Origin of the sequence: Acinetobacter sp. C13, assembly GCF_016809775.1 — a bacterium.
Classification (GTDB): domain Bacteria; phylum Pseudomonadota; class Gammaproteobacteria; order Pseudomonadales; family Moraxellaceae; genus Acinetobacter; species Acinetobacter pittii.
In genome coordinates this window covers 540,245-563,781 of the sequence record NZ_JAFBJL010000002.1, presented here as the reverse complement: position 1 = coordinate 563,781, position 23,537 = coordinate 540,245, and the positions used below count along the sequence as shown (strand labels likewise).

Genomic DNA, 23,537 nt, shown 5'->3' with positions numbered 1-23,537 from the left:
AATTTTATTTTTAAAGTTGTGGGCCTATAAAGAAATGTAAACGAATCGGATGGTTCTCATCTGAAATACCCGAAGCGACATCTAAACGGATTGGCCCAATTGGAGACTTCCAGCGAATTCCGACCCCAACACTATAAGCTGCTGGATTACTGAAATCTTTATCGTAAGCATTACCAAAGTCAGAGAAAACAGCTGCTCGCCATCCATCTTTGAACTGATAGTTATATTCTAAAGAACCTACAGCTAAAGCTTGGCCCCCAATTTTATATCCATCTACTTCTGGAGAAAGACTTTTATAGTCAAATCCACGAATCGTTTGGTCACCACCCGTAAAGAATCTAAGATTGTATGGAACTTTGTCAAAGTCATCTGTAAAAATATAACTAAGGTCAGATCTTCCAACAAATTGGTGATCATCATTTTTACCTAGAGAATAAATAAATCTCCAGCCTGCACTCGCAATTGCCATATTGGCATCAGACAGTAAACTCTCGCTGCCTAATTCTAATTTATAAGTTTGTTTAAAAGCTTTTGTTGGGTTTAAACGTGTATTACTTGAAGTTTTAGATGTTTCATAACTAAACAATAATGCTTCTTGCTCAGATGCAGCTGTTTTAAAAGCATCTGGTAATTCAGAAATATCAACATTACCTTTTTGGGTCAAACGGTCTAAACGATAACGAACACCAATAGTGTGTTGCCAATTTCCTAATGGACGTTTGATTACGCGCTCCCCGCCCACAACAGCAGATTCGGTTAATAGGCTTACATCCGGACCGATATCATCCCGTGTTTCACGCTCATAACCGCCAACGATATTAAAATAGTCATTTAACGGATGTTTATAGGGAATACTATATCGACCATCAATCGATTGACGAATTTCAGAGACTTCTAAGTTGGCATCAAAAGAATGACCATATTTATTTACGATAGAACGGCGATATTGACTACGTAAACGCGCCCCCGTATCGGTTCCATAACCAATACCAGTTTCCAAACTATTTAGCTTGTCAGCATTTAAAGTCACAATAACTGGAATTCTTTTTGTTTCACGTGCTTGAGCTTGTAAACGATCCTGTTCAGTTTCCTGTTCATCATGCTGAGCTGCGGCGCTTTGCAACATCGCAGTTTGAGGCTCTGCCTGTTTCGCATTTTGTGTTCCGGCAAACTGTTTTTCATCGACTACGTTTTGCGTAACTTCTTTATTGGATGTCGCTAATTGACGAGCTTTTGCAAGTTGTCTTTGTTCTGGTGAAAGTAAATTAGACTCATCAACATCAATATTTTGCTCATCCACCAAAGCTTGTAAATCTGGTGGTAGCTCAAGTGGCTTTTCAATTGGATCTGGTTTAATGCTATCAACCAAGGTGTAATTAAAATAACGCGAGTTGGTTAAGTTATTCGCGAGCACGTTTACACGCCAGAAAGCATAGTCATCACCTTCTTTCCAAGGCGCCATACTTTCTAAGATATTTTGATTTAATGGCAAAGGTTTCGAAGGATCGCTCATACGAAACTCGACCTTATCTAATTTATAACGCTCACCTGTCTCGTAGCGTAAATTAATATCGGCCTTATTTTCTGGCTGACTTACTTTTACATCATGCAATCGCCAATAAGCATCAAAATAACCGTTATCAGATGCTGCATCGACAATACGGGTTTTAGTGGTTTCATATAAACCGTGATTAAAGATATCACCAACATCTTGATCAGGAACTAAGCGAATAACCTGAAATTGCGGCTGCTTTTCGCCTGGACCTGTAAACTCAATATTTTGCTCATTAATTCGTACTGGTTCATTTGGTGTCACTCTGACACGAACACGACTCGGACTTAATTTTTCAAATCGGAACTCAGCATTATAGTAACCAACAGCTTGAGCAGCCTGATTACTTAATGTTCTAAGCTGAGGTAAAGCAGCATTAAAGTCTTCAAAAGATTCTTGAGTAAATGTTGAAAGCTTACCTTTAATATTTTTAGCTAACACATCTGAAGCGCCTTCTACCTCTGCGCTAATACGCGGTACTTGTTCCATCGGAATTGCACGCGGCGGACGTACTTTATTTAAAATACGTTTAAAGAAACCAGCTTGCTCAGGTGGTTCTTCGGCCTCTGGTGTCAATTCAGGTAGTGTTTTTCCAGTCTCATTGGCTTCCACTACAATCTTACTATCAGACTTAATCTCTTGCATAAGCTGATCGATATTTACTGGCGCCTGATTAATTTGATTTAATTCAGATTGAGTTGCATCGCTTACAGTAACTTCAGGGAGTTTCTGAGTCCCATTTTGAAAGTTCTGTGCTTCATTCTTCGCTTCTTCCGCTACCCTATAAATTTCATTTGCCATGTTTTGATCAACAGGCATATCGGGTAAATCTTCAAGATTATCAAGAGTAATTGGCTTAAATTCATCAATTTGATTTGGAAATTGTTCTTGTTGTTGCAATATAGCCAAGCTATCTTGTTGCTGCTGAGCTTGGGTTACAAGTGTAGCGATATCTGTAACTGGAGCAGTATATTGCTCGTTAACCTGAGCTGATTGTTCAGTTGACTCATCAGATACTGTCTGGTTTAAAGTTGTTGATGAACTATTCTCAACAAAAGTTTGAGCAAAACTTGGCGTTACGCAAACGCTTAACAACAAGCTGCTACAAATAAGTTTAGGAATGCCCTGCATTTTTAAAATTAAATGCATAGAATGTGAGAGAGTTGACTGTTTAAACTTAATTTTAGAAGGCATAGAAAACTCTAGACTTATTTTTTAATAAAACGCACCAATGTGAGTGTAAAACTCACTCAAAACCATTGATTTTTCATTTAATCAAGCGTTAAAAATATCATACATGGTTTTCGATGCAAATTAACACTCGGTCACATTTTTTTATAAAACACAATGAAGTTTGCACATGATGAAACAAGATGAGCACCTGATGACCTCACGTCGGTTTGTACCGATGTTTTTTACCCAGTTTTTTGGCGCATTAAATGATAACGTTTTTAAGCAAGCTTTATTATTGGTGATTACTTATGGATGGATTCAGCAACAATCTGCTCCCGTAAGTACTCTTAATAATTTGGCAGCCCTCTTGTTTATTCTGCCATATTTCTTTTTTTCAGCCACAGCTGGACAAATCGCCGACAAATACGAACGATCTCAACTCGTCCGTGGTATTAAAATTTTAGAAATCATCATTATGCTCATCGGTACTGCAGGTTTCCTGTTAGGAAACTTATGGCTACTTCTTTTTGCTTTATTTTTGATGGGTACACATTCGACGTTCTTCGGCCCGATTAAATACGCAATTTTGCCTGAAATCTTAAAACCGAACGAGTTAATGTCTGGTAATGCGCTATTTCAATCCGGCACATCCATGGCGATCTTGTTCGGGATGATCTTAGGTGGCGCCGTAATTGCCTCATCAGATGGTAATTTATTGTGGATTAGTATCACCGTAGTGGCTATTGCTTGCATAGGCTATTTATTTAGTCGCTTCATTTTGCCGCAAAAAGTTGCTGCACCTGACTTAAAGATTGACTGGAATTTCATCCGTACCAGCTTTCAAACCATTAAATATGCCAAAAGCTTACCGTTAGTATTCACAATTTTGCTAGGCAACTCATGGTACTGGTTTTATGGCGCGACTTATTTAACTCAAATTCCGCAGCTTACCCAGCAAAACCTTCATGCATCAGAAAATGTCGTTAGCCTGTTACTGACTTTCTTTTCAGTCGGTATTGGTGTGGGTTCTCTTCTTTGCCGTAAAATTGGTGGTTCAGAAATTAATATTAAAATGGTGCCGATTGGTGCAATTGGCCTTACTGTTTTTGCGCTCTACCTTGCTGCCAGTTTAGCTTTTGTACCAGAAAGAACCGGAGCATTACTTACCTTAAAAGACGTTTTCACCCAAGGCTGGGTTTACTACCATGTCATGATTGCTGTGACTTTATTGGGGATTAGTGGCGGTTTTTATATTGTTCCCCTATATGCCATGATGCAGGCTTATTCACCACGTTCACATCGTGCACGAGTTGTTGCAGCGAATAACATCTTAAATGCCGTTTTTATGGTTTCTTCTGCAATTTTTTCAATCTTAATCTTAAGTGTTTTAAAAATTGATATTAAAATACTATTTATTATTACAGCTGTACTTAGTGCAATCTTTAGTATCTGGCTTCTCGCTAGACTAAAACCAATGCTTGCCACAGCCCACCTTTCTTTAGAGGACTAATTTATGCGCCACTATACTGGAATTGATCAACTTATTAACTCATTTGATCAGGCATTGCGTAGTCTTGTTCCGGGTGCAACAGCAGCACAGCGTCAAAATCCAGCTGAAACAGTAGAAACAAAACTTGGTGTAGAAGATGCTCGCCATGTCGCAGGTTTAATGCGTGTTAACCACAGTGGTGAAGTATGTGCTCAAGCACTTTACCATGGGCAAGCATTAACGGCGAAATTGCCAAATGTACGCCAAGAAATGCAACAAGCAGCGATTGAAGAACAAGATCATTTAGCTTGGTGCGAAGACCGTTTAAAAGAATTAAACAGTCATACAAGTTTGTTAAACCCAATCTGGTACGGGTTGTCATATGGCATGGGTGCCCTTGCTGGTATTGCAGGTGATAAATATAGCTTAGGTTTTGTTGCTGAAACTGAGCGTCAGGTTAGTCTGCATTTGCAAGATCATTTAAACCAGTTACCTGCTCAAGATGAACGCTCTCGTAAAATTTTAGAGCAAATGAATGAAGATGAATTGCATCACCGTCATACTGCACTTGAAGCAGGCGGTGTTGAATTACCATATGCAGTAAAAATTACGATGACTGCTATTTCAAAATTAATGACAAAAACGAGTTATTATCTTTAAAAACCAAAGGATTGATCTCATTCGGATCAATCCTGTTTTAAATATTATTTTAAGCCGTGATCATATTTGAAACGTTCGATATCTCGAATTGAATTCCAATAGTTTCTGTTAATACGGTCACGATCAATTTGTAATTCTCTTAAAAGCTTACGATAACGCTCACGCTCTTCTGGCTTTAATTTTTCGTTGTAAGCATTATCAGAATATTGCTTAAACTTCTCGTCATAACGATCATATTCAGCTTTTGCATTGTAGTAATCTGAGGCTGCTCGATAATAAGGTCTTAAACGATTACGCTGCTCAACTGGGCATACATTAATATTGCCGTTACCCTCTAAAGCATTATAAAAAATATTTGATGGCTGGCAATAATACCCTAAGCCCTCTTTATACCCACGTTCATATGACTTTTGATCTGGAACAATATTGGCTTTTCCACACGCTTTGTAATATTGATCTAAACGTGGCGAAGACCCCTTTGAACCATCTTTCTCACCCACTAATGACCAATTCGCAGTCTTACATTCTTCTACGCTCATTGCAGCACAACCTGAAAGGCTGATTGCTAAAATGGCTAAACCGATATTTTTCATATTAAGAAAACTCAAAAATAAAATTTAAAAAACGCAAAAAATAAAATTCCAGTAAACACCCTAAAAGATCCTGCTCTATTCAAGACTTCAAAAATAAGTGATTCACTGGATAAGTCTTAAGTTTAAATCAGTTTATCCCTCTCACCAAATGAGACGCTTAAATTTTTAGCTTTGTTTAATTTTAAAAAAGAGAAATCAGTAAAATTTTATAATGCGCTGACTGCTCTTATACGCTAATTTTACTTTAAAAATTGATTATAAACATGAGACTCAATATATTGATTATAAATATAAAAAATCAAATTACTCATAAAATATTGTTCAACCATCTTTACTCTTTTTTTACGCGATTTCCTTCAAAGGCTAAGGTAGGATTTTAGCTAATTAACCACCAAGGTTTTTTATAATGAGTACACTTATTTACCCAAATTTAAACTTAAAAGATCCTCACTTTAAGGCATTTAAAATATCAGATAATTTTATTTCTCAGACACAATCTGGTACTTTCCAATCAGATCTTTTTTTAAAAGAAGTTGATGAATATTTAAGTTTATATCCTCACACTCAGCACATTGATATTTGTCTACATGACTTAAACGGGCATATTCGTGGCAAACGTATTGATGTTAAGAGTTTGAAAAATCTATCTAATGGATGTTATTTTCCTCTTTCTGTTTATGCCATGAGTCTGGATGGAAAAGTAATTGAAGAAACAGGCCTGGGAAAATATATTGGTGAACCAGATAGACTTTGCCTGCCCATTTTAGGCAGCTTGCAACCAAGTGCCTTATCCCCAGAATTAAATGCTCAGCTTTACCTATCAATGCACGAAGAAGATGGTTCAGACTGTCGCTATGAACCACGTAATATATTAAAAAAATTATTAAATCAGTTACATACGAATCATTATTTCCCTGTCATGGCTGCCGAGCTAGAGTTTTACCTTCTCTCACCTCAACAACAATCTGAGACATGTTCAGAAAACCAATGTTTTGATATAGATGCACCAAATAACTACCAACAAGTCCTAGATGAAGTTGAAAAAGCAGCCTTACTACAATCAATTGAAATTACCGCTATTGTTGCGGAATCATCCCCTGGACAATACGAATTAAATCTTCAACACAGTCATGACATTTTAAAACTCTGCGATCAAATTAATGCTTTAAAAAGAATTGTAAAGCAAGTCGCAAGAAAACATGACTTAACTGCTTGTTTCATGGCGAAACCGAACTTGGCAAAAGCTGGTAGTGGTATGCATTTTCATATGAGTATGCTTAATCAATACCATGAAAATATATTTAGTTCAGAAGTAGAAAAAGATCAGCTTTCAGCCAAATTATTGAGCGCGATTAGTGGCCTAATTGAGTTAATGCCTGCATCTATGGCGATTTTAGCGCCTAATATTAATTCTTATAGACGTTTTAAAATTGGTCATCACGTGCCATTAGAAGCCAATTGGGATACTAACAACCGAAATGTTGCAATCCGAATTCCATGCTCAGATGTACAAAATCAACGCTTAGAATATCGTGTTGCTGGAGCTGACTGTAACCCCTATCTAGTTACAGCGACTATTTTAGCGGGCGTATCTTATGGCTTATCTCATAAATTACCGCTGCCAAAACCTGCACATCTTTTAAAATTTCTAGACGAGCACATTTTGTTAGCCAACAATCAGCCAGAAGCCTTAAAAATATTTAAAGGAAGTCTTATTTTAAAAGGGTATTTAGGGGCAGACTTTGTAGAACATTGGTACACGGTTAAACAGGCTGAATATCAAAACATTTATAGTCAAATGACTGAAGCAGAACAACATTGGGATATATAAATAAAAAAAGCAAAAAAACTATAAACCACTTTGCAAACCCTTAGGGAGAAATACCCTAAGGTTTTTTTATATCTAATTAGTGATTTTTCTGTTTAGCTAAAAAACGTAACCCAACACCTGGTTCAGTAGCAATATAGCGTGGCTGAATCGCGTTATCTCCCAACTTACTACGTAACTTGCCCACTAAAATACGTAAATAGTGAGTATCTTCCTGATGGGTGGGTCCCCATAGCTCTTTTAAAAGCTGAGGCTGTGTTAAAAGCTGCCCTTGATAGCGCATTAATAACGTCAAAAGTTGAAACTCTTTTCGAGTTAAAGTAATTGGCTGTTGCTCGATCCAAACTAATCGTTGCATGACATCAACCTTGAGATAACCATCGTCATATACATGGGCTTCTTGCTGAATCGGTTGATTTCTTAAAATGACACGTATGCGCGCCAAAAGCTCTTGCACACTAAAAGGTTTGGTCATGTAGTCATTTGCACCTGCGTCTAGCAAGGCAACTTTTTCATATTCATCAGCACGTACAGATAACACAATAACGGGAACATTCGACCAGCTACGTAATTCTTGAAGCACTTCTTTTCCGTCTAAATCGGGTAAACCTAAGTCTAAAATAACCAAATCAGCCCCTTGGGTTGCCAATGCCTCTAGGCCTTTGTAACCCGTTTCACAGAGCGTGGTTTTGTATTTTTGAGTTCTTAAAGCAATGTCTAAAAATTTACGGATTTGAGGCTCATCATCAATAATCACAATACGTGTTTCTACAGGTGATGTTTCTGAACTTATCATGAATTTACAACTTATTCTTTTACTGGATGAATGGGTAATTTGATTTGAATTAAAGTACCTTTATTTTGGCGCCATGAAAATGCTTCTATTGTACCCATATGAGCACCAATAATCGCTTTTACAATTGTTAGCCCTAAACCTGTACCGAATTTTCCACGGTCTCCACGCTCCATAGTATAAAACATATCGAAAATGCGGTGTCTTTCGTCTTCAGGGATTCCCGCACCTCTATCTTCAATTTCAATTTTTACTTCATCTTCTGACAAAAGTTGAGCACGAATCATGACTGGCTCATCGGGAGGTGAAAAGTTTGCAGCATTTTCTAAAACATTAAAAATAGCTTGTTCTACCAGTGCTGGGTGGACATACAAACTAATCTGTTGCTCAGGTAACTGAATTACCACTTGCGTATCTGGTTTATATCGCTTTAAACGGCGGGTTGCCGAACCAATTAATTCATCTACACCAATCCAGTCTCTTTTTAAAGTTAGACCTTCGTGACCTAAGCGTGTCATATCAAGCAAGTTTTGAATATAACGGTCTAAGCGCTCACCTTCTAAATGAATTGTTTCAAGTAAATCTTGCTGGTCTTGTTCGGACATATCAGCTTTAAAATTCGCAAGTGTGTCTGCTGCCCCAATAATAGAAGCGAGTGGCGAGCGCAAATCATGCGATACCGAAGATAATAAAGCAGAACGTAAGCGCTCTGTTTCACTGGTTACTTTTGCTTGTTCAAGTTCATTGACCAATTGGGTTCGAAGTACAGCCTGTGCAATGTACTCAATTACACTTTCTGTCAATTTCTTTTGCTCAAAATTTAAGGAAACCACTTCATCATTAAAGTAAATTCCTACAATACCTAGGCTATTTTTTTGTTCTAAAAGTGGTAAAAACCACCAGTTTGACTGACTCAGAGTATCGGTAAAACGTCCGCACGGTTGTTGATGTTTTAAGCACCAATCTGCCGCGACTTTTTCTTTATCGTTTAACTCTATATCAGATGAAATGACTCTATCTTGAATAGAAATCCACACCTTAGTTTGAAGTTGGGTTTCTAAAGTCATTCGTCCTGTTTGCATAACTTCTTCAAGATTTACTGCACTAGAAAGTTTACGTGCTAAGTCTTGCATTACCATAGTGTAAGCATTTGCAGCTTTTAAGGATAAAACCTGCTGACGTAATTGAGAGGCCAACCGTCCAGCAATTAAAGCTGCCGCAAAAAAAGCAACAACAGTGACCACGCCTTGGTGTGCTGAAATTTGTAAGGTAAAACGTGGTGCAATAAAGAAAAAATTATAGGCCAAGAAACAGATTAAAGCTGCGACTACAGCAGCGAGCATTCTAGTTTTCGTCGCTACAATTAAAACTGAAATAATGAAAATGACAGAGAAGTCTTCAATACCGAATAGAACTTCGGCAAAGTGAGCTATAAAAATGCTGGCACATGTAACAGCTAAAACAAAAATACTTTCTTTTAATGATAAAAATGATGGTTTTTCAATCTGATTGATCTTTTTAGTACCCTGTTCTGGGTGCAAAATGGTTAAAGCAATCGAGTTTTCTTGATTTAATAATTGCTGAGCTAAATTTTTCTTAAATAACTTTAACCACCAAGGCGAAATACTTTTGCCAATGACTAAATTCGAGACTCCTCGGTCAATCGCGGCATCCATTAACACTGATGCAACTCGCGGCCCATATAAAACTTCGGTTCGACCACCGAGTTGCCGAGCTAATTCAAACGCACGATCGATCTCGATATATTCTTTTTTATATGAATTTGCTGAACTCTGACCAAAGTCCAGACTTTTAGCAACATTTACTACCGTCCATGTAGCACCATTACGTTCTGCTAAACGGCAGCCTGCCCGTACTAAATACTCAGAAGAGCCTTGCCCATCTATCGCAATCATCAATTCATTTTGCAACGATATAGATTTCAAACCCTTTGAGGCATAACTCTCTTTTAAGTCTGAATCGACATGCTCAGCAACGCATTGCATTGCCAGTTCACGTAATGCCGTTAAATTTGAAATGCTAAAAAAGCCTTGTAATGCCAGATTTGCTTGCTCTGGCACATAGACTTTTCCTTGGTGGAGCCTTTCAATGAGCTCACTGACGGGTAAATCAATTAAGCGGATGTCTCGAATACGATCAAATACCCGATCTGGTACCGTTTCATTTACTCGAATGCCCGTAATTTGGTAGACCACATCATTCAGGCTTTCTAAATGTTGAATATTTATAGTGGTAAATACATCAATACCAGCGTCTAGCAACTCATTAACATCTTGCCACCGTCGTTCATGACGACTATTTGGGACGTTGCGATGAGCCAATTCATCAACCAAAACGATTTGCGGATGCCTAAGTAAAATAGCATCCAAGTCCATTTCTTCTAAAATATGCCCCTGATATTGCATTTCTTTTCTAGCAATCTGAGGCAACCCTTCCAAAATTTTTAGAGTTTCGATTCTTCCATGGGTTTCAACAATACCAACAACAACATCTGTGCCCTGTTGAAATAATTCTTTGGCGCGGGCAAGCATGGCATAAGTTTTTCCTACACCAGGTGCCGCACCAAGAAAAACCGTTAGTCGACCGGCTTGATATCTGTTGACATGATTTAATAAGGCCTCAGCCTGATTTTCGCGATTGCTTTGCACTTGATGCCATCCGGTAAACTAACAACTTTATTTTTAAGTTAATGTGTAGATTGTAATTGATCTAAAGCAATATTGAGCTGTAATACATTAACACGAGCTTGCCCTAATACACCAAACTGCATCGGTTCAATATGCTTTTGCAAAAGCTCTTCCACAATCTTAGGGTCTAAATGACGAGCTTGAGCCACTCGAGCAACCTGTAACTGAGCAGATTCAGGACTAATATGCGGATCAATACCACTACCAGATTTAGTCACCAAATCACTTGGTATAGGTGTATTGCCCGTGTGATCTTGTTTTTTCACCGCAAGAATCTGAGCATCAATTTGTTGCTGTAGTTCAGGATTAGTACGCGCTAAGTTTGTACCTGCCATCGCCATCGGGTCATAAGCGACTGCTGAAGGTCGCGGATGAAAATAAGCCTCTCCAACAAATGGCTGAGCGACTAATTTTGACCCTAGAACTTTATGGTCTATTTCAACCAAACTACCATTCGCTTGATTATTAAATAACACCTGCCCAGCACCTGTAGCGATAGCACTATAAGCAGCGCCACAGCCAACTAAGGTAAAAATTAATAATCCCAAAGATGCTCTTAAGGTCTGACCCAAATTTGCTTCTGAATTTTGTACATAAGTTTTCATTTCAAACTCCAGATTACAAACCAAATAATTGAACAATCACTACATCAATTGCTTTAATGGCAAGGAATGGCAGAACCACACCGCCCACACCATAAATCAACATATTTCGACGTAATAACTGAGTTGCCGTTGAAGGTTTAAATTTGACGCCTCGGAGTGCGATTGGAATTAATAGCGGAATAATAATCGCGTTAAAAATTAATGCAGATAAAATCGCGCTGTTTGGACTTGCCAAGTGCATTACATTCAATACTTGCATTTGTGGAATCGCAGCAGCGAACAATGCAGGCAAAATGGCAAAGTATTTAGACACGTCGTTTGCTAACGAAAATGTTGTTAAAGCACCACGGGTAATCAGCTGCTGTTTCCCAATCTCAACCACAGCAAGAAGTTTGGTTGGGTCAGAGTCTAAATCAACCATGTTGCCCGCTTCTTTCGCGGCTTGTGTACCCGAGTTCATGGCTAGACCAATATCAGCTTGTGCTAATGCCGGCGCGTCATTGGTTCCGTCACCGACCATCGCAACTAAACGACCTTGTTGTTGTTCGGTGCGAATACAAGCCAATTTGTCTTCTGGTTTTGCTTCGGCAATATAGTCATCTACACCAGCTTCAGCAGCAATCGCAGCCGCAGTTAATGGGTTATCACCTGTAACCATAACGGTTTTGATGCCCATTTCTCTTAAACGAGCAAAACGTTCTTTAATGCCATGTTTAATCACATCTGAGAGTTCAATCACACCCAACACATGATGTTGATTAGCGACGACTAAAGGTGTTGCTCCTTTTTTGGCGACTTGTTCAACACGCGCTTTTAATTCTAAATCTTGAGAATAATCTTCATCTACAAACTTCAAGATCGCATCTAAAGCACCTTTACGAATTTGGTCACCATTAGGTAAATTCACACCGGAAATTCGAGTCGAAGCACTAAAAGAGATAAATTCAGCTTGCTCAGGTTCTTGCTGTTTTAGACCTTGCTCTTTTGCTAACTTAACAATTGATTTCCCTTCTGGTGTTGGGTCGGCAAGTGAACTTACCCAAGCAGCAGCTCTCAACTCTGACTCGGTTACCGAAGTTAAGGGATAAAATGAAGTCGCTTGACGGTCACCATAAGTAATGGTTCCTGTTTTATCGAGTAAAAGCACATCAATGTCGCCCGCAACTTCTACCGCTTTACCTGATTTTGCCAAAACATTGGCTTTGAGTGCACGATTCATCCCCGCAATACCAATCGCAGGTAACAAGCCACCAATGGTTGTAGGAATCAAGCAGACCAATAACGCCACGAGCACAACTGGATCAAGTTCAATATGCAAATACTTGGCAATAAATGGCAAGCTAATCACGACAATTAAAAACGTGATTGTCATTACCATTAACAAGAAGCCAAGCGCAATCTCATTCGGAGTTTTCTGGCGATTTGAGCCTTCGACCAAAGCAATCATACGGTCTAAGAAACTTTGACCAGATTCAGCAGTCACTTGCACAACAATACGATCTGTCAGAACTTTGGTTCCTCCAATAACACCTGAACGGTCTGTTCCAGCTTCACGTAACACAGGCGCTGACTCACCTGTAACAGCTGATTCATTAATAGTGGCAAAGCCTTCTACAATCTCACCGTCGGCTGGAACAAGCTCACCTGCATGTACTTCAATAAAATCATTTAAATGAAGTTCAGTCGCTGCAACTTGAGTCGCTTGACGGTCTGTCAAAGAGTTGAGTCTTCGAGCTGTTAAATTTTCTCTTGCTGCACGTAATGAAGATGCCTGTCCACGACCTCTGGCCTCTGCAACTGCTTCAGCATAGTTAGCAAATAAAATGGTAATAAACAGAATTGCTGTAACTGCGAAACCAAATAACAGCGTGGTGTAACCCAAGACTGTACTAATTGCAGCAACCACTGTTCCAAGCCATACAATTGCCATCACAGGGTTTTTAATTGCATGCTGCGGTAGCAGTTTCACAAATGCATTTTTCCAAACTTCAAAATTTGGCACTGCCATGGTTTGTTTATGGCTATTTACATGAGTTTGTGTATTCATTTTCACTCGCCTCCTTAGCCTTTAACCAACAAAAGTTGATCGGCAATAGGCCCAAGGACAAGAACTGGCATAAATTGTAATAAGGTAAGCAACACAACAATCGTAATCAGCGTTAAAGCAAAGGTTGGAGTTTCAACCTGAAGACTACCTGCTGTTTCGGGTGCTTTTCTTTTTGCTGCTAAATGTGTTGCAATCATTAATGGCAAAATTAAGGTTGGAAAACGTCCTAAAAGAAGAGCAATACTACAAGTGACATTCCACCATACAGTGTTGTCTCCAAGACCTTCAAAACCTGAACCATTGTTGGCAAATGCAGAGACATATTCATAGAACACTTGGCTAATACCATGTGGTCCCGGATTACTAATTCCAGATATGCCTGGAACGCTGAGGCTTAATGCGGTAAATGCAAGAATGACTAAAGGTTGAATCAAGATAATAATCGCGAGCAACTTAATTTCTGCCGCTTCAATCTTGCGCCCAAACAATTCAGGGGTACGACCTGTCATTAAACCTGCAATAAATACTGCGAGTAACAGATAAATCATAAACTGTTGCAGACCACAGCCCACACCACCCCAAATGGCATTAATCAGCATGTTAATGAGTTCGACTAAACCGGTAAGCGGTGCAGAAGAATCATGCATCATATTGACCGAGCCGTTATTTACCTGTGTAGTAAGCGCTGCCCAAACTGCTGATGCTGCTGGTCCAAATCGTTGTTCTTTACCTTCCATTACGGCAAATTGAGATGCTGTCGATGACATACTCTCAGACCAGACAGCCGCTGCACCTGAAATAATTGACATGAAAAGCATGCTGCCAAAGACAAAGTAAGCAAACTTTTTACGCTGAGTAAAATGCCCGACCATAAAAATGACTGTGATTGGAATAAGTAAGATCGCAATCATTTCTAGTAAATTAGAAAATGGTGTTGGATTTTCTAAAGGCACAGAACTATTTGGACCGTACCAACCACCACCGTTACTACCTAATTGCTTAATCGCCACCATTGGCGCAACTGGTCCTAAAGGAATTTTTTGAGTTTCAACACTATTGGCTTTATCAATAAGCTGTACTTCTGGCCCACCTTGGAAAGTTGCAGGCACACCTTGGCTGTTAAGCAACAATGACCAGACAAAACAGACTGGAAGCAAAAAGCGGACTGTAGGACGAATTACATCTGCCCAATAGTTACCAATTAAAATTTGATCTGGCTGCTCGGCAACATCAGCCGCAATATGGCTTGGACGCTGATAAAAGAAAGCTCTTAATGTCGCAACAACCAAAGCCAGCCCCATCATTGGAGTAATGACTTGCAAACCTACAATACCTGTCATTTGCGACAAATAAGATAACTGAGCCTGACCAGAATAATGCTGTTGGTTGGTGTTTGTTAAAAATGAAATAACAGTGTGTAGCGCTAAATCCCAACTCATATTTGGTGCATGGTTCGGGTTTAATGGTAGCCATGCTTGCGTCATAAAAATAGCAAAAACGGCCACAGCTAGAACAACACAGCTAACAACAAATGCTAGAGAATATTGTTTCCAGTTCATTTGTTGTTGTGGAGATACACCTAATAAGCGGTATACAGGATTTTCAATCCAACGAAATAATCCATCACCCCACATCGGCTGATTTGCCATCACTTTGGATAGATATTTACTGAGGCACCATGCTAGAAAAATAGCAATAAATAAAACAAGTATAAGTTCTAACATGGCTATTCTCCTCTATACCCCTTGGCTTGATTTGCCAAACTGGAAATAAGGAGAGATGGAGAAATATCATTTGTTTTAAGTCCGCATAAGACAATGCCAGACTGATGCAAGATGCGCATTTGAGAATTTATAAGCATCTTTATTGTCCTGAAATAACACTAATTTAGTGAATTTCAGTATCGATAAAATGCCCGTAAATTCTCTATTGAGGAAGTCAAAGCCCGCGTAAAGTTTGCGTAAAATTTAGTTTGAAGGGTATTAAACTTTAAAATTAACGACTGGATAAATCATGCTATCAGCCTTTAAGGTTTCACAATGCCAAAGTTCATATAAAGGAATTTTTACATCGAGTGCCAAAGGTAGCTTTTTAGAATTAAATTGCATATGGTCCAGATCACTTCCCCATGCAATCAAATCTACATCTAAAGAAATATGATGCGACGGACGAACACGCCCCGAATCTGACTCAAGTTTCTTTAGAAAAGATTCAATTTGTTCACACGATAAATTGCTTTTTAATAGACATGCCGAATTCCAATAATCATCGCCAATACCATCTCGGCATGGAATTTGATAAACAGATGAAAACTGCACTTTCCCCAATGTTGCCAATTGCGTATAAGCAAAAGTAAAGTGCTGATCTGCGTCTAAATTACTCGCTAGGGCGAGCGCAAAAATTGTTTCTGGTGCGTTCAAGACGAATTCCTACAGCATTTGCTTCTGCAATGATGGCTGGCTTACGGATGGTTATGGTAATTTTTTCAATTGATGGAAAGGTTTCAAACAAACATTGTAAAACCAGATGTGCTGCATGCTCGATTAATTCAGGTTTGGCTTGTTGAATGGTTTGAGCCGATAACTCACAAATCTGCGCATAGTTGAGAGTGTCCTCAAGCTTGTCAGACTCTGCTGCGCGGCTCAAATCATTATGGATGGTTAAATCCAACATTAAAGGTTGAATGATTTGTCTTTCCCAGTTGAAACAGCCAATCACTGTCTCAACTTTCAAGCCTTCAATAATAATGGCATCCATAAATTTAAACTGACCTTAGTGCTTTAATAACGAAGCAGGTTCCATATTTTGAACCATTTTCAAACGCTGGTCTGCATAAATATCAGTATATGGTGCGAGTACGCGCATAAAACGATCGAAATAAAGCATTTGCTTAAATAATAAGGCAAAATCACGTGGGAATTTAATACCGTGGCGCTCACCAACCCCTACCATATCCATCATAATGTCATTTAAATCGGCTGGATTTGAAGACAATATCTGTTGCGGATCGGCCATTAATACGCCATTAAACAAACGCTCTAGATCTTGAGCCAACACCTGAACGTCAATTTTGTTATGGGTCATACCCATTTTCAGCATATTTTCAGCCATTGCCTGATAATCAGTTTTTTGTAAGGCATCCATAAACTCAATACATGCTGTCCAAACTTCAGGTTTTAACTGACCCACGATACCAAAATCGATAAAACCAATACGCCCATCTTCAAGCAACATTAAGTTCCCAGCATGTAAGTCAGCATGGAAACTTTTACATAGCATGAGACTACCAAACCATGTATTCATGGCAGTAATCAGTACTTGCGATGGATCTTTAGCATATTGTTTTACAACACTAAAGTCTGTCAAAGACACACCGTATAAACGCTGCATAGTTAAGACACGGCGTGTAGAAAACTGATGATAAACTTTAGGTGCTGTCGCTGCTTTATTTTGTGAAATATTAAGATATTCCACAAAATCATCTAGGTTTTGTGCTTCTTCAATGAAATCGACTTCACGGACCATACGGCTTTTAATTTCATCTACAATTTCAGAAAGAGCTGCGAATTTGATTTTTGGTACTGCACGTTCAAGCAACTTGGCAGCCCAATGCACTACACTTAAGTCTGTATATAAAATGGTTTCAACACCAGGCTTTTGTACTTTAATAACAACATCTTCACCTGTCGTAAGTTTAGCTGCGTGAACCTGAGCAATTGATGCAGAAGCTAATGGCTTTTCATCGATATAGCTAAAAATCTGGCTTAAATCGCGCCCTTCAAATTCAGATGCAAGCACACCTTGAATATAACTAAATGGTAGTGTTGGTGTTTGGTCTAAACAACCTTGAAATTCTTCTACATATTCACGTGGGAAAAGCGATGGCGTACTCGCAATAAACTGACCAAGCTTAATATAAGTTGAACCAAGTGACTCAAAAGTCTCTCGCATGAGTTTGGCATTACTTGGTTTTTCAGTTGCGTATTTAATTCCAGCTTTGGCCGCAACCACTGCTGTTTCACCAATGCGGGCGACTGAACGTAGCCCATCAAACAAAATATTTTTTTTCATATTTCTTCAAAACCAAATCATTCAGGTTGAGTGTAGCAAATTTTGTTTAATTTACTGATTAGCTTGCCTGACAAAGTGGGCAATTTACATCTTTATCAAAACTAACAATACGTTGTGTCATATTTAAACCATCCCACAATAATAGTTTCTGCTTTAAAGGTGTACGATTTAAACCTAAATATAGCAAAGTGTGATGTGCTTGTAATGACGCTATCATTACAGGAGTAGTTGCAAGTACCCCTGACTCTGCACAGCGCAGCCCTTCATTACTATGTTGTTCTTTCGGAAAAAGACATTCATAACAAGCTGAATCTCCTTCAACCATGAACATTTGCGCCTGAAAACCAATTGCTGAAGCGCTAATTAATGCGACTTGATGTTTCTTACAAGCTGCGTTTACCAAATAGCGAGTTGTAAAATTATCACAGCCATCTAAAACCACATCTTGGTGTTCAACCAGTCTATCAATGTTATGTTCGTCTAAACGTTCGTTATAGTATTCAACACAGATATAAGGGTTAATTTTCTGTAACCGTTTAGCTAGAATTTCTGCTTTATAGCGACCAACATCTTCATGACCAAATGCGATCTGACGTTGTAAGTTACTTATCTCGATCGTATCCGCATCAATCAGTGTAATTTTCCCAACCCCTGCTCGCGCTAGTAGCTCTGCACTACTACATCCTATTCCGCCAGCACCGACAATCAGTACATTAGCAAGTTTGAGTTTTTCCTGAGCTTCAATATCCCATCCATCAAGTAAAATCTGACGGCTATAGAGATGCATTTCTTCATCACTTAACTCTACAAAATCGATATCTTGAAGCTCGGTCACGCGTTAATCCTTTCACTTAGAAGCGAAATGATTTTATGACTAAGTTCGTTATTATGAAAGCTATAAAATAGAAACAACTTTTTTATTCTAATAAAGCTTATTTGCCAACATTGCATCTATCAAGCTTTCTGCAACAATAGAAATATCTATTTTCTTTATTACTTAGGCTAAATATGACCCAATCATATATTGCACCTGTAGAGTTAGAAAAAGCTTATCGTTTATTAAATCATGGCCCAACTGTGCTTGTTTCTGCGCAACATGGTGACGACCGCAATGTAATGGCTGCTGCTTGGGCATGTGCATTAGAATTCAAGCCAGCCAAAGTCTCCGTTGTTCTCGACAAAAGCACTAAAACACGACAGCTGGTTGAGCAAAGTGGCTATTTCACACTACAAGTTCCCTGCTATGCACAGCTCGATCTGACTCATCAACTTGGAACCATTAGTAAGCTAGATGATCCAGAAAAACTTGAGCATTGTGGTGTTGAACTATTTTATCAAGAAGGTCTTCATAGCCCGCTTGTATCAGGTTGCATTGCATGGCTTGTGTGTAAACTTATTCCAGAACCCCATAATCAGTCAGCTCATGATTTATTTATTGGTTCTGTTGTAGGTGCATGGGCAGATAGCCGCGTTTTTAGAGATGGGCACTGGCATTTTCAAGATGCACCAAAAGAACTTCGCAGCCTGCACTATATTGCAGGTGGAACTTTTTATTTGATTGGTGAAGAAGTCAAAGCTCAAATTTAATCATTAAAAAGTGAGTTTCATTTAATTGCAAAAAACCGCATAACAATTGCGGTTTTTTGCAGTCAACGACATTTTTTAAAATCTAATACTTAAACTTGAGCCACTTCACGAGCAATCACCAAGCGTTGAATATCAGAAGCACCTTCATAAATCTGGCTTACACGAACATCACGATAAATTCTCTCTACAGGGAAATCACTCACGTAGCCATAACCACCATGAATCTGGATTGCATCCGAACATACTCGCTCAGCCATAGTAGACGCAAATAGCTTTGCCATTGAGGCTTCTTTTAAACAAGGCAGCCCAGCATCTTTTAAAGTTGCAGCATGCAAAACCAACTGATGCGCAGCTTCGATCTGGGTCGCCATATCGGCTAAACGGAAACCAACCGCCTGATGCTGAACTAATTCGACTCCAAAGGCTTTACGCTCATTTGCATATTGCACCGCTGCATCAAAAGCCGCTCTTGCCATACCTACCGATTGAGCTGCAATACCAATACGTCCAGCTGCCAAATTAGATAATGCAATTTTATAACCTTCACCCTCTTGCCCCACCAAATTTTCTAAAGGAATTCGGCAGTCCTCAAAAGTAATAGTGGCTGTATCTGAAGCATGTTGGCCCATTTTATCTTCAATACGAGTGACCAAGTAACCTTGTGTATTGGTAGGTACAAGAAAGCACGAAATCCCTTTTTTACCAGCTTGTTTATCTGTGACCGCAAACACCAAAGCCACTTGGGCATTTTTACCACTAGTGATAAATTGTTTGACGCCATTGAGCACCCAATGGTCGCCATCGCGTTCAGCTTTACATAAAATCGCGCTTGCATCTGAACCGACATGTGGTTCAGTTAAACAAAAGCATCCTAGCCATTCGCCAGAGGCAAATTTTGGTAAATATGTTTGTTTTTGCTGCTCTGAACCGTATGCCAGTGTAATACCGCAAATCAAGGAATTTTGTACACTGACGATAGTCGAAATAGCACCATCGCCTGCGGCAATTTCCTCAATTGCGAGTACCAAAGATACATAGTCCATTCCCGCACCACCCCATTCATCGGGCACGGTCATCCCCATAGCACCTAGTGCACCTAAATCTTTTAATTCCTGAGCAGGAAATTCATAGGTTTTATCGCGATGTGCGGCTGTTGGTTTTAACTGATTTTGCGCATAGTTACGCATCATCTCCTGAACCATGCTTTGTTCAGCATTTAGAATCATTTCAACATCCTTATTTTATTATTTTGCTGCCATGCGAATTGCACCATCTAAACGGATAACTTCACCATTTAAGTAAGAGTTTTCAGCAATATGTGCCACCAAACGAGCAAATTCTTCTGGCTTTCCTAAACGCGATGGATACGGCACCATTTGCCCCAAAGCATCTTGTACATTTTGTGGCATACCCTTAAGCATTGGGGTTTCCATAATTCCTGGGGCAATGGTCATAATACGAATAGCATGTCGCGCAAGCTCACGAGCAATTGGCAATGTCATCGCAACAATAGCGCCTTTAGATGCTGAATACGCAGCCTGACCAATTTGACCATCAAATGCGGCAACAGAAGCAGTGTTAACAATGACGCCACGGTCTTCTTCACTTGCTTCAACCGTATTTTTACTCATTGCATCTGCTGCAAAACGCAGCATGTTAAATGTACCTGTAACATTAATATTTAAAGTCTTTGCAAATAATCCCAAGTCATGAACGCCCTCACGGCCAACCACTTTCGCAGAAGGGCCAATACCGGCACAGTTCACCAAACCATGCAAATGACCATGTTTTGTCAACACATCTTTAAAGAACTGTTCAGCAGCAGCTTCATCGGTCACATCAAGTTTTACAAAGTCAGCTTTTGGCCCCAACTGTTTTGCTTGTTGCTCGCCTGCTTCTGTATTCATGTCTACTAATGTGACTGAAGCACCTTGCTGGACTAAATACTCAGCTGTTGCAGCACCCAAACCAGACCCACCACCTGTAATTACGAAATGTTTCCCTTGAATTTTCATTGTGTAATGTCCTATAGAAATGTTCTTTAAACTTAGTAGTGAGAGTAAAAGTTGTTGTTTTCCGATACAATTTCAAAAAGCCTCAAAATGTTTGCAGCTTTTGATCAATCCAAATTTTAAATATGCAGTATTTCACTTGAAATATATGAAGAAAATATGAGTCTTTGACATGGTTGTCCAATCTTCTTTAAGTAAAGGCACAATTTCGATTGCACTAGTACATGAAGCACTGAGTGCGGCTTATGCCAAAGGCCTAAATACACAAATAATTCTAAATAAAGCAGGCATCCCCGCTGAATTACTGATGTCGCCAAAGGCACGTGTGCCTGTTACAACCTATGCCCAATTGTGGATAGAGCTTGCCAATGCCATGAACGATGAGTTTTTTGGGATGGATAGCCATCCCATGCGTCGTGGAAGCTATAAATTACTGACTAAACTCGTCAGTACGGCTGAAACTTTAGAAAAAGCACTCTACGATATTTTGAAGTTTTTTAACTTTGTTCTAGATGACATGCATGGAGAACTCATTCGAGAGCAAGACAAAGCTTATTTAGTGATTCATGATCGTGAACAGCCTAAACGCATGTTTACCTACGCAACCTTTTTAATATTAGTGCACGGACTTATGTGTTGGTTGGTAGACCAGCGAATTGGTTTAAATACTATTATGGTACGTTGTCCTAAACCTCAAGATATTCAGGACTATTTCGTTCGTTTTGGTGAAGATATTCAATTTAATGCTGAGATAAATCGAGTTGAGTTCGATGCCCACTATTTAGATATTAAAATTAAGAAAGATAAAAAAGCGCTTTATGATTTTTTAGAGCAAACTCCGCAAAATCTTTTAGTTCGCTTTAAAAATGAAAATGCCTTAAGTGTACTTATTCGTCGCCATTTATTGAAACTCCACCCTGCACAATGGCCCGAACTCAAAGATGTAGCTCAGCAACTCAATATTTCAGAAGCCACCGTTCAACGTCGACTGAAACATGAAGGTGTAAGCTATCAACAAATTAAAAATGAAATCCGCTGTGATATTGCTGTTGAACGCTTAAGCAAAACGAATGACTCAATTCAAGATATTAGTGAAGATTTAAGCTTCCATGACCCAAGTGCCTTTCACCGTGCTTTTAAAAAATGGACTGGCGTCAGCCCAGGTGCATATCGAGATAATTTAACTGGACACAAGCAATAACATATACATCGAATGAAGCTTAAGGCGTTAGAGTTTAAGCTTATGATATTTATGTATTTTAAATTCAATATTTCAGATAAATGCATTATTTAAAATTTGATAATAGTCATAAAAACAGTGATTTATCATTTTATTCAAACTTTTATCTTTCAAACTGATTTATAAATCAAAATAACTAAGTTCATAAGCCTCTAAACACGTGAAAGGATGATCTCCTATTTCATTTCGGTTTTATTTTTATCATGTCTTTAAAATCAAAATTTTCTCTACCAAAGACTTTGTTGGCATCAACATTGGGGTTTGTATTTGCTTCATCTGCTTTTGCAGCAATTCCGACTACACTTAAACTTGATTATGCTTACTATGCACCAACCAGTTTAATCGTTAAAGATCAAAAACTTCTCGAAAAAGCACTGCCAAATACCCAAATTAAATGGGTTTTTAGTCAAGGTAGTAACCGCTCATTAGAATATCTCAACAGTAACAGCATCGATTTTGCTTCTACCGCTGGATTAGCTGCTGTATTAAGTCGAGCGAATGGTAGTCCAATTAAAACGGTTTATGTACAAAGCCAACCGGAATGGACCGCGCTTGTTGTCGCAAAAAATTCACCAATTAAAAGCCTAAAAGATTTAAAAGGTAAAAAAATTGCAGCTACCAAAGGAACCGATCCTTTCTTATTTACACTACAAGCACTAGATACAGTCGGTTTGAGTAAACGTGATGTACAACTGGTTCATCTACAACACCCAGATGGAAAAACTGCATTAGAGCGTGGCCAAGTAGATGCTTGGGCTGGACTTGATCCATTAATGGCTTCAGCTCAAATTCAATCGGGTGCAAAATTGCTTTATCGTAATGTTGGATTTAATAGCTATAGCGTACTGAGCGTTAAAGAAGATTTTGCAAAGCAAAGCCCTGAAGCGGTAGAAGCCGTTATTAAAGCCTACGAACAAGCCCGAAAATGGGCAAAAGCCAATCCAGATAAAGTGGCAGCACTTTTAGCTCAAGAATCAAAACTTCCTCTACCTGTGGCTAAACTACAACTGAGCCGAACCAACTTCGATCAAAGCATTCCATCAGCAACTCAAGCACAAGCACTAAAACGTTCTGGGAAAATTTTGACAGAAGAAGACTTGGTCAGAAAAGGCACCAATGTCAATCAAGTGGTCGATCAGTTATTAGACACACGTTTTGCTCAAAAAGTCGTGAAATAGT

At 39.0% G+C, this 23,537-nt stretch carries 19 protein-coding genes; 6 read left to right on the top strand and 13 right to left on the bottom strand.

Translation table 11 applies throughout. From position 1 onward, the window contains the following. Window positions 1-10: 10 nt before the first annotated feature. Window positions 11-2,746 carry an autotransporter assembly complex protein TamA gene (locus tag JGE69_RS07845; protein ID WP_063099152.1) on the bottom strand — a complete coding sequence of 912 codons (2,736 nt, stop codon included), beginning with the start codon at window positions 2,744-2,746 and terminating at the stop codon, window positions 11-13. A 166-nt stretch (window positions 2,747-2,912) separates the two neighbouring features. Between JGE69_RS07845 and JGE69_RS07840 the strand changes: the two genes are divergently transcribed. Beyond that, entirely contained in the window at window positions 2,913-4,235 is a 1,323-nt protein-coding gene (locus JGE69_RS07840) for an MFS transporter (RefSeq protein WP_014207111.1), read from the top strand. 3 nt (window positions 4,236-4,238) lie between these two features. Then, complete coding sequence (coq7, locus tag JGE69_RS07835) at window positions 4,239-4,874, top strand: 2-polyprenyl-3-methyl-6-methoxy-1,4-benzoquinone monooxygenase (RefSeq protein ID WP_002119684.1); 636 nt, start codon at window positions 4,239-4,241, stop codon at window positions 4,872-4,874. A gap of 44 nt (window positions 4,875-4,918) precedes the next feature. Here the strand turns inward: coq7 and JGE69_RS07830 are convergent, their stop codons facing one another. After that, complete coding sequence (locus JGE69_RS07830; protein ID WP_002132149.1) at window positions 4,919-5,467, bottom strand: DUF2799 domain-containing protein; 549 nt, start codon at window positions 5,465-5,467, stop codon at window positions 4,919-4,921. Window positions 5,468-5,873: 406 nt separating this feature from the next. On the opposite strand from JGE69_RS07830, the gene JGE69_RS07825 reads away from it, so the two are divergent. Then, window positions 5,874-7,298 carry a glutamine synthetase family protein gene (locus tag JGE69_RS07825; protein WP_199112859.1) on the top strand — a complete coding sequence of 475 codons (1,425 nt, stop codon included), beginning with the start codon at window positions 5,874-5,876 and terminating at the stop codon, window positions 7,296-7,298. A 76-nt stretch (window positions 7,299-7,374) separates the two neighbouring features. Here JGE69_RS07825 and JGE69_RS07820 read toward each other — a convergent pair whose 3' ends face one another. The 9 genes from JGE69_RS07820 to JGE69_RS07780 all read right to left on the bottom strand — a co-directional run bounded on the left by JGE69_RS07820 (window position 7,375) and on the right by JGE69_RS07780 (window position 18,354). Then, window positions 7,375-8,091 carry a response regulator gene (locus JGE69_RS07820; protein ID WP_000625746.1) on the bottom strand — a complete coding sequence of 239 codons (717 nt, stop codon included), beginning with the start codon at window positions 8,089-8,091 and terminating at the stop codon, window positions 7,375-7,377. An 11-nt stretch (window positions 8,092-8,102) separates the two neighbouring features. Further along, window positions 8,103-10,757, bottom strand: coding sequence for an ATP-binding protein (locus tag JGE69_RS07815; protein ID WP_199112861.1), 2,655 nt, complete (start codon window positions 10,755-10,757; stop codon window positions 8,103-8,105). A 38-nt stretch (window positions 10,758-10,795) separates the two neighbouring features. Further along, window positions 10,796-11,401 (bottom strand): potassium-transporting ATPase subunit KdpC, encoded by a 606-nt coding sequence (gene kdpC / locus JGE69_RS07810; RefSeq protein WP_199112863.1) that lies wholly within the window; start codon window positions 11,399-11,401, stop codon window positions 10,796-10,798. 13 nt (window positions 11,402-11,414) lie between these two features. Next, a complete protein-coding gene (kdpB, locus tag JGE69_RS07805; protein WP_199112865.1) occupies window positions 11,415-13,454 on the bottom strand; it encodes a potassium-transporting ATPase subunit KdpB in 2,040 nt (679 codons plus the stop codon). A gap of 8 nt (window positions 13,455-13,462) precedes the next feature. Then, complete coding sequence (gene kdpA / locus JGE69_RS07800; RefSeq protein WP_199112867.1) at window positions 13,463-15,172, bottom strand: potassium-transporting ATPase subunit KdpA; 1,710 nt, start codon at window positions 15,170-15,172, stop codon at window positions 13,463-13,465. 258 nt (window positions 15,173-15,430) lie between these two features. Next, the gene (locus JGE69_RS07795; protein ID WP_000993399.1) at window positions 15,431-15,868 is read right to left on the bottom strand and encodes a 2-amino-4-hydroxy-6-hydroxymethyldihydropteridine diphosphokinase; all 438 of its coding nucleotides are present in this window, start codon (window positions 15,866-15,868) and stop codon (window positions 15,431-15,433) included. Further along, a complete protein-coding gene (gene folB, locus JGE69_RS07790) occupies window positions 15,825-16,205 on the bottom strand; it encodes a dihydroneopterin aldolase (protein WP_000338783.1) in 381 nt (126 codons plus the stop codon). Before folB ends, JGE69_RS07795 begins: the two co-directional genes overlap by 44 nt. A gap of 15 nt (window positions 16,206-16,220) precedes the next feature. Next, window positions 16,221-17,519 carry an ABC1 kinase family protein gene (locus JGE69_RS07785; protein ID WP_199112869.1) on the bottom strand — a complete coding sequence of 433 codons (1,299 nt, stop codon included), beginning with the start codon at window positions 17,517-17,519 and terminating at the stop codon, window positions 16,221-16,223. A gap of 58 nt (window positions 17,520-17,577) precedes the next feature. Further along, window positions 17,578-18,354, bottom strand: coding sequence for a HesA/MoeB/ThiF family protein (locus JGE69_RS07780; protein WP_032054155.1), 777 nt, complete (start codon window positions 18,352-18,354; stop codon window positions 17,578-17,580). 173 nt (window positions 18,355-18,527) lie between these two features. On the opposite strand from JGE69_RS07780, the gene JGE69_RS07775 reads away from it, so the two are divergent. Continuing rightward, complete coding sequence (locus JGE69_RS07775) at window positions 18,528-19,106, top strand: flavin reductase family protein (RefSeq protein WP_068930452.1); 579 nt, start codon at window positions 18,528-18,530, stop codon at window positions 19,104-19,106. Window positions 19,107-19,195: 89 nt separating this feature from the next. Here JGE69_RS07775 and JGE69_RS07770 read toward each other — a convergent pair whose 3' ends face one another. Then, complete coding sequence (locus JGE69_RS07770) at window positions 19,196-20,332, bottom strand: acyl-CoA dehydrogenase family protein (RefSeq protein WP_199112871.1); 1,137 nt, start codon at window positions 20,330-20,332, stop codon at window positions 19,196-19,198. Window positions 20,333-20,350: 18 nt separating this feature from the next. Beyond that, window positions 20,351-21,121 (bottom strand): 3-hydroxyacyl-CoA dehydrogenase, encoded by a 771-nt coding sequence (locus JGE69_RS07765; protein ID WP_199112873.1) that lies wholly within the window; start codon window positions 21,119-21,121, stop codon window positions 20,351-20,353. 169 nt (window positions 21,122-21,290) lie between these two features. On the opposite strand from JGE69_RS07765, the gene JGE69_RS07760 reads away from it, so the two are divergent. Both JGE69_RS07760 and JGE69_RS07755 read left to right on the top strand, forming a co-directional pair. After that, the gene (locus JGE69_RS07760) at window positions 21,291-22,319 is read left to right on the top strand and encodes an AraC family transcriptional regulator (RefSeq protein ID WP_199112875.1); all 1,029 of its coding nucleotides are present in this window, start codon (window positions 21,291-21,293) and stop codon (window positions 22,317-22,319) included. Window positions 22,320-22,561: 242 nt separating this feature from the next. Next, window positions 22,562-23,536 (top strand): aliphatic sulfonate ABC transporter substrate-binding protein, encoded by a 975-nt coding sequence (locus tag JGE69_RS07755; protein ID WP_199112876.1) that lies wholly within the window; start codon window positions 22,562-22,564, stop codon window positions 23,534-23,536. The last annotated feature ends 1 nt before the right edge of the window (window position 23,537 follow it).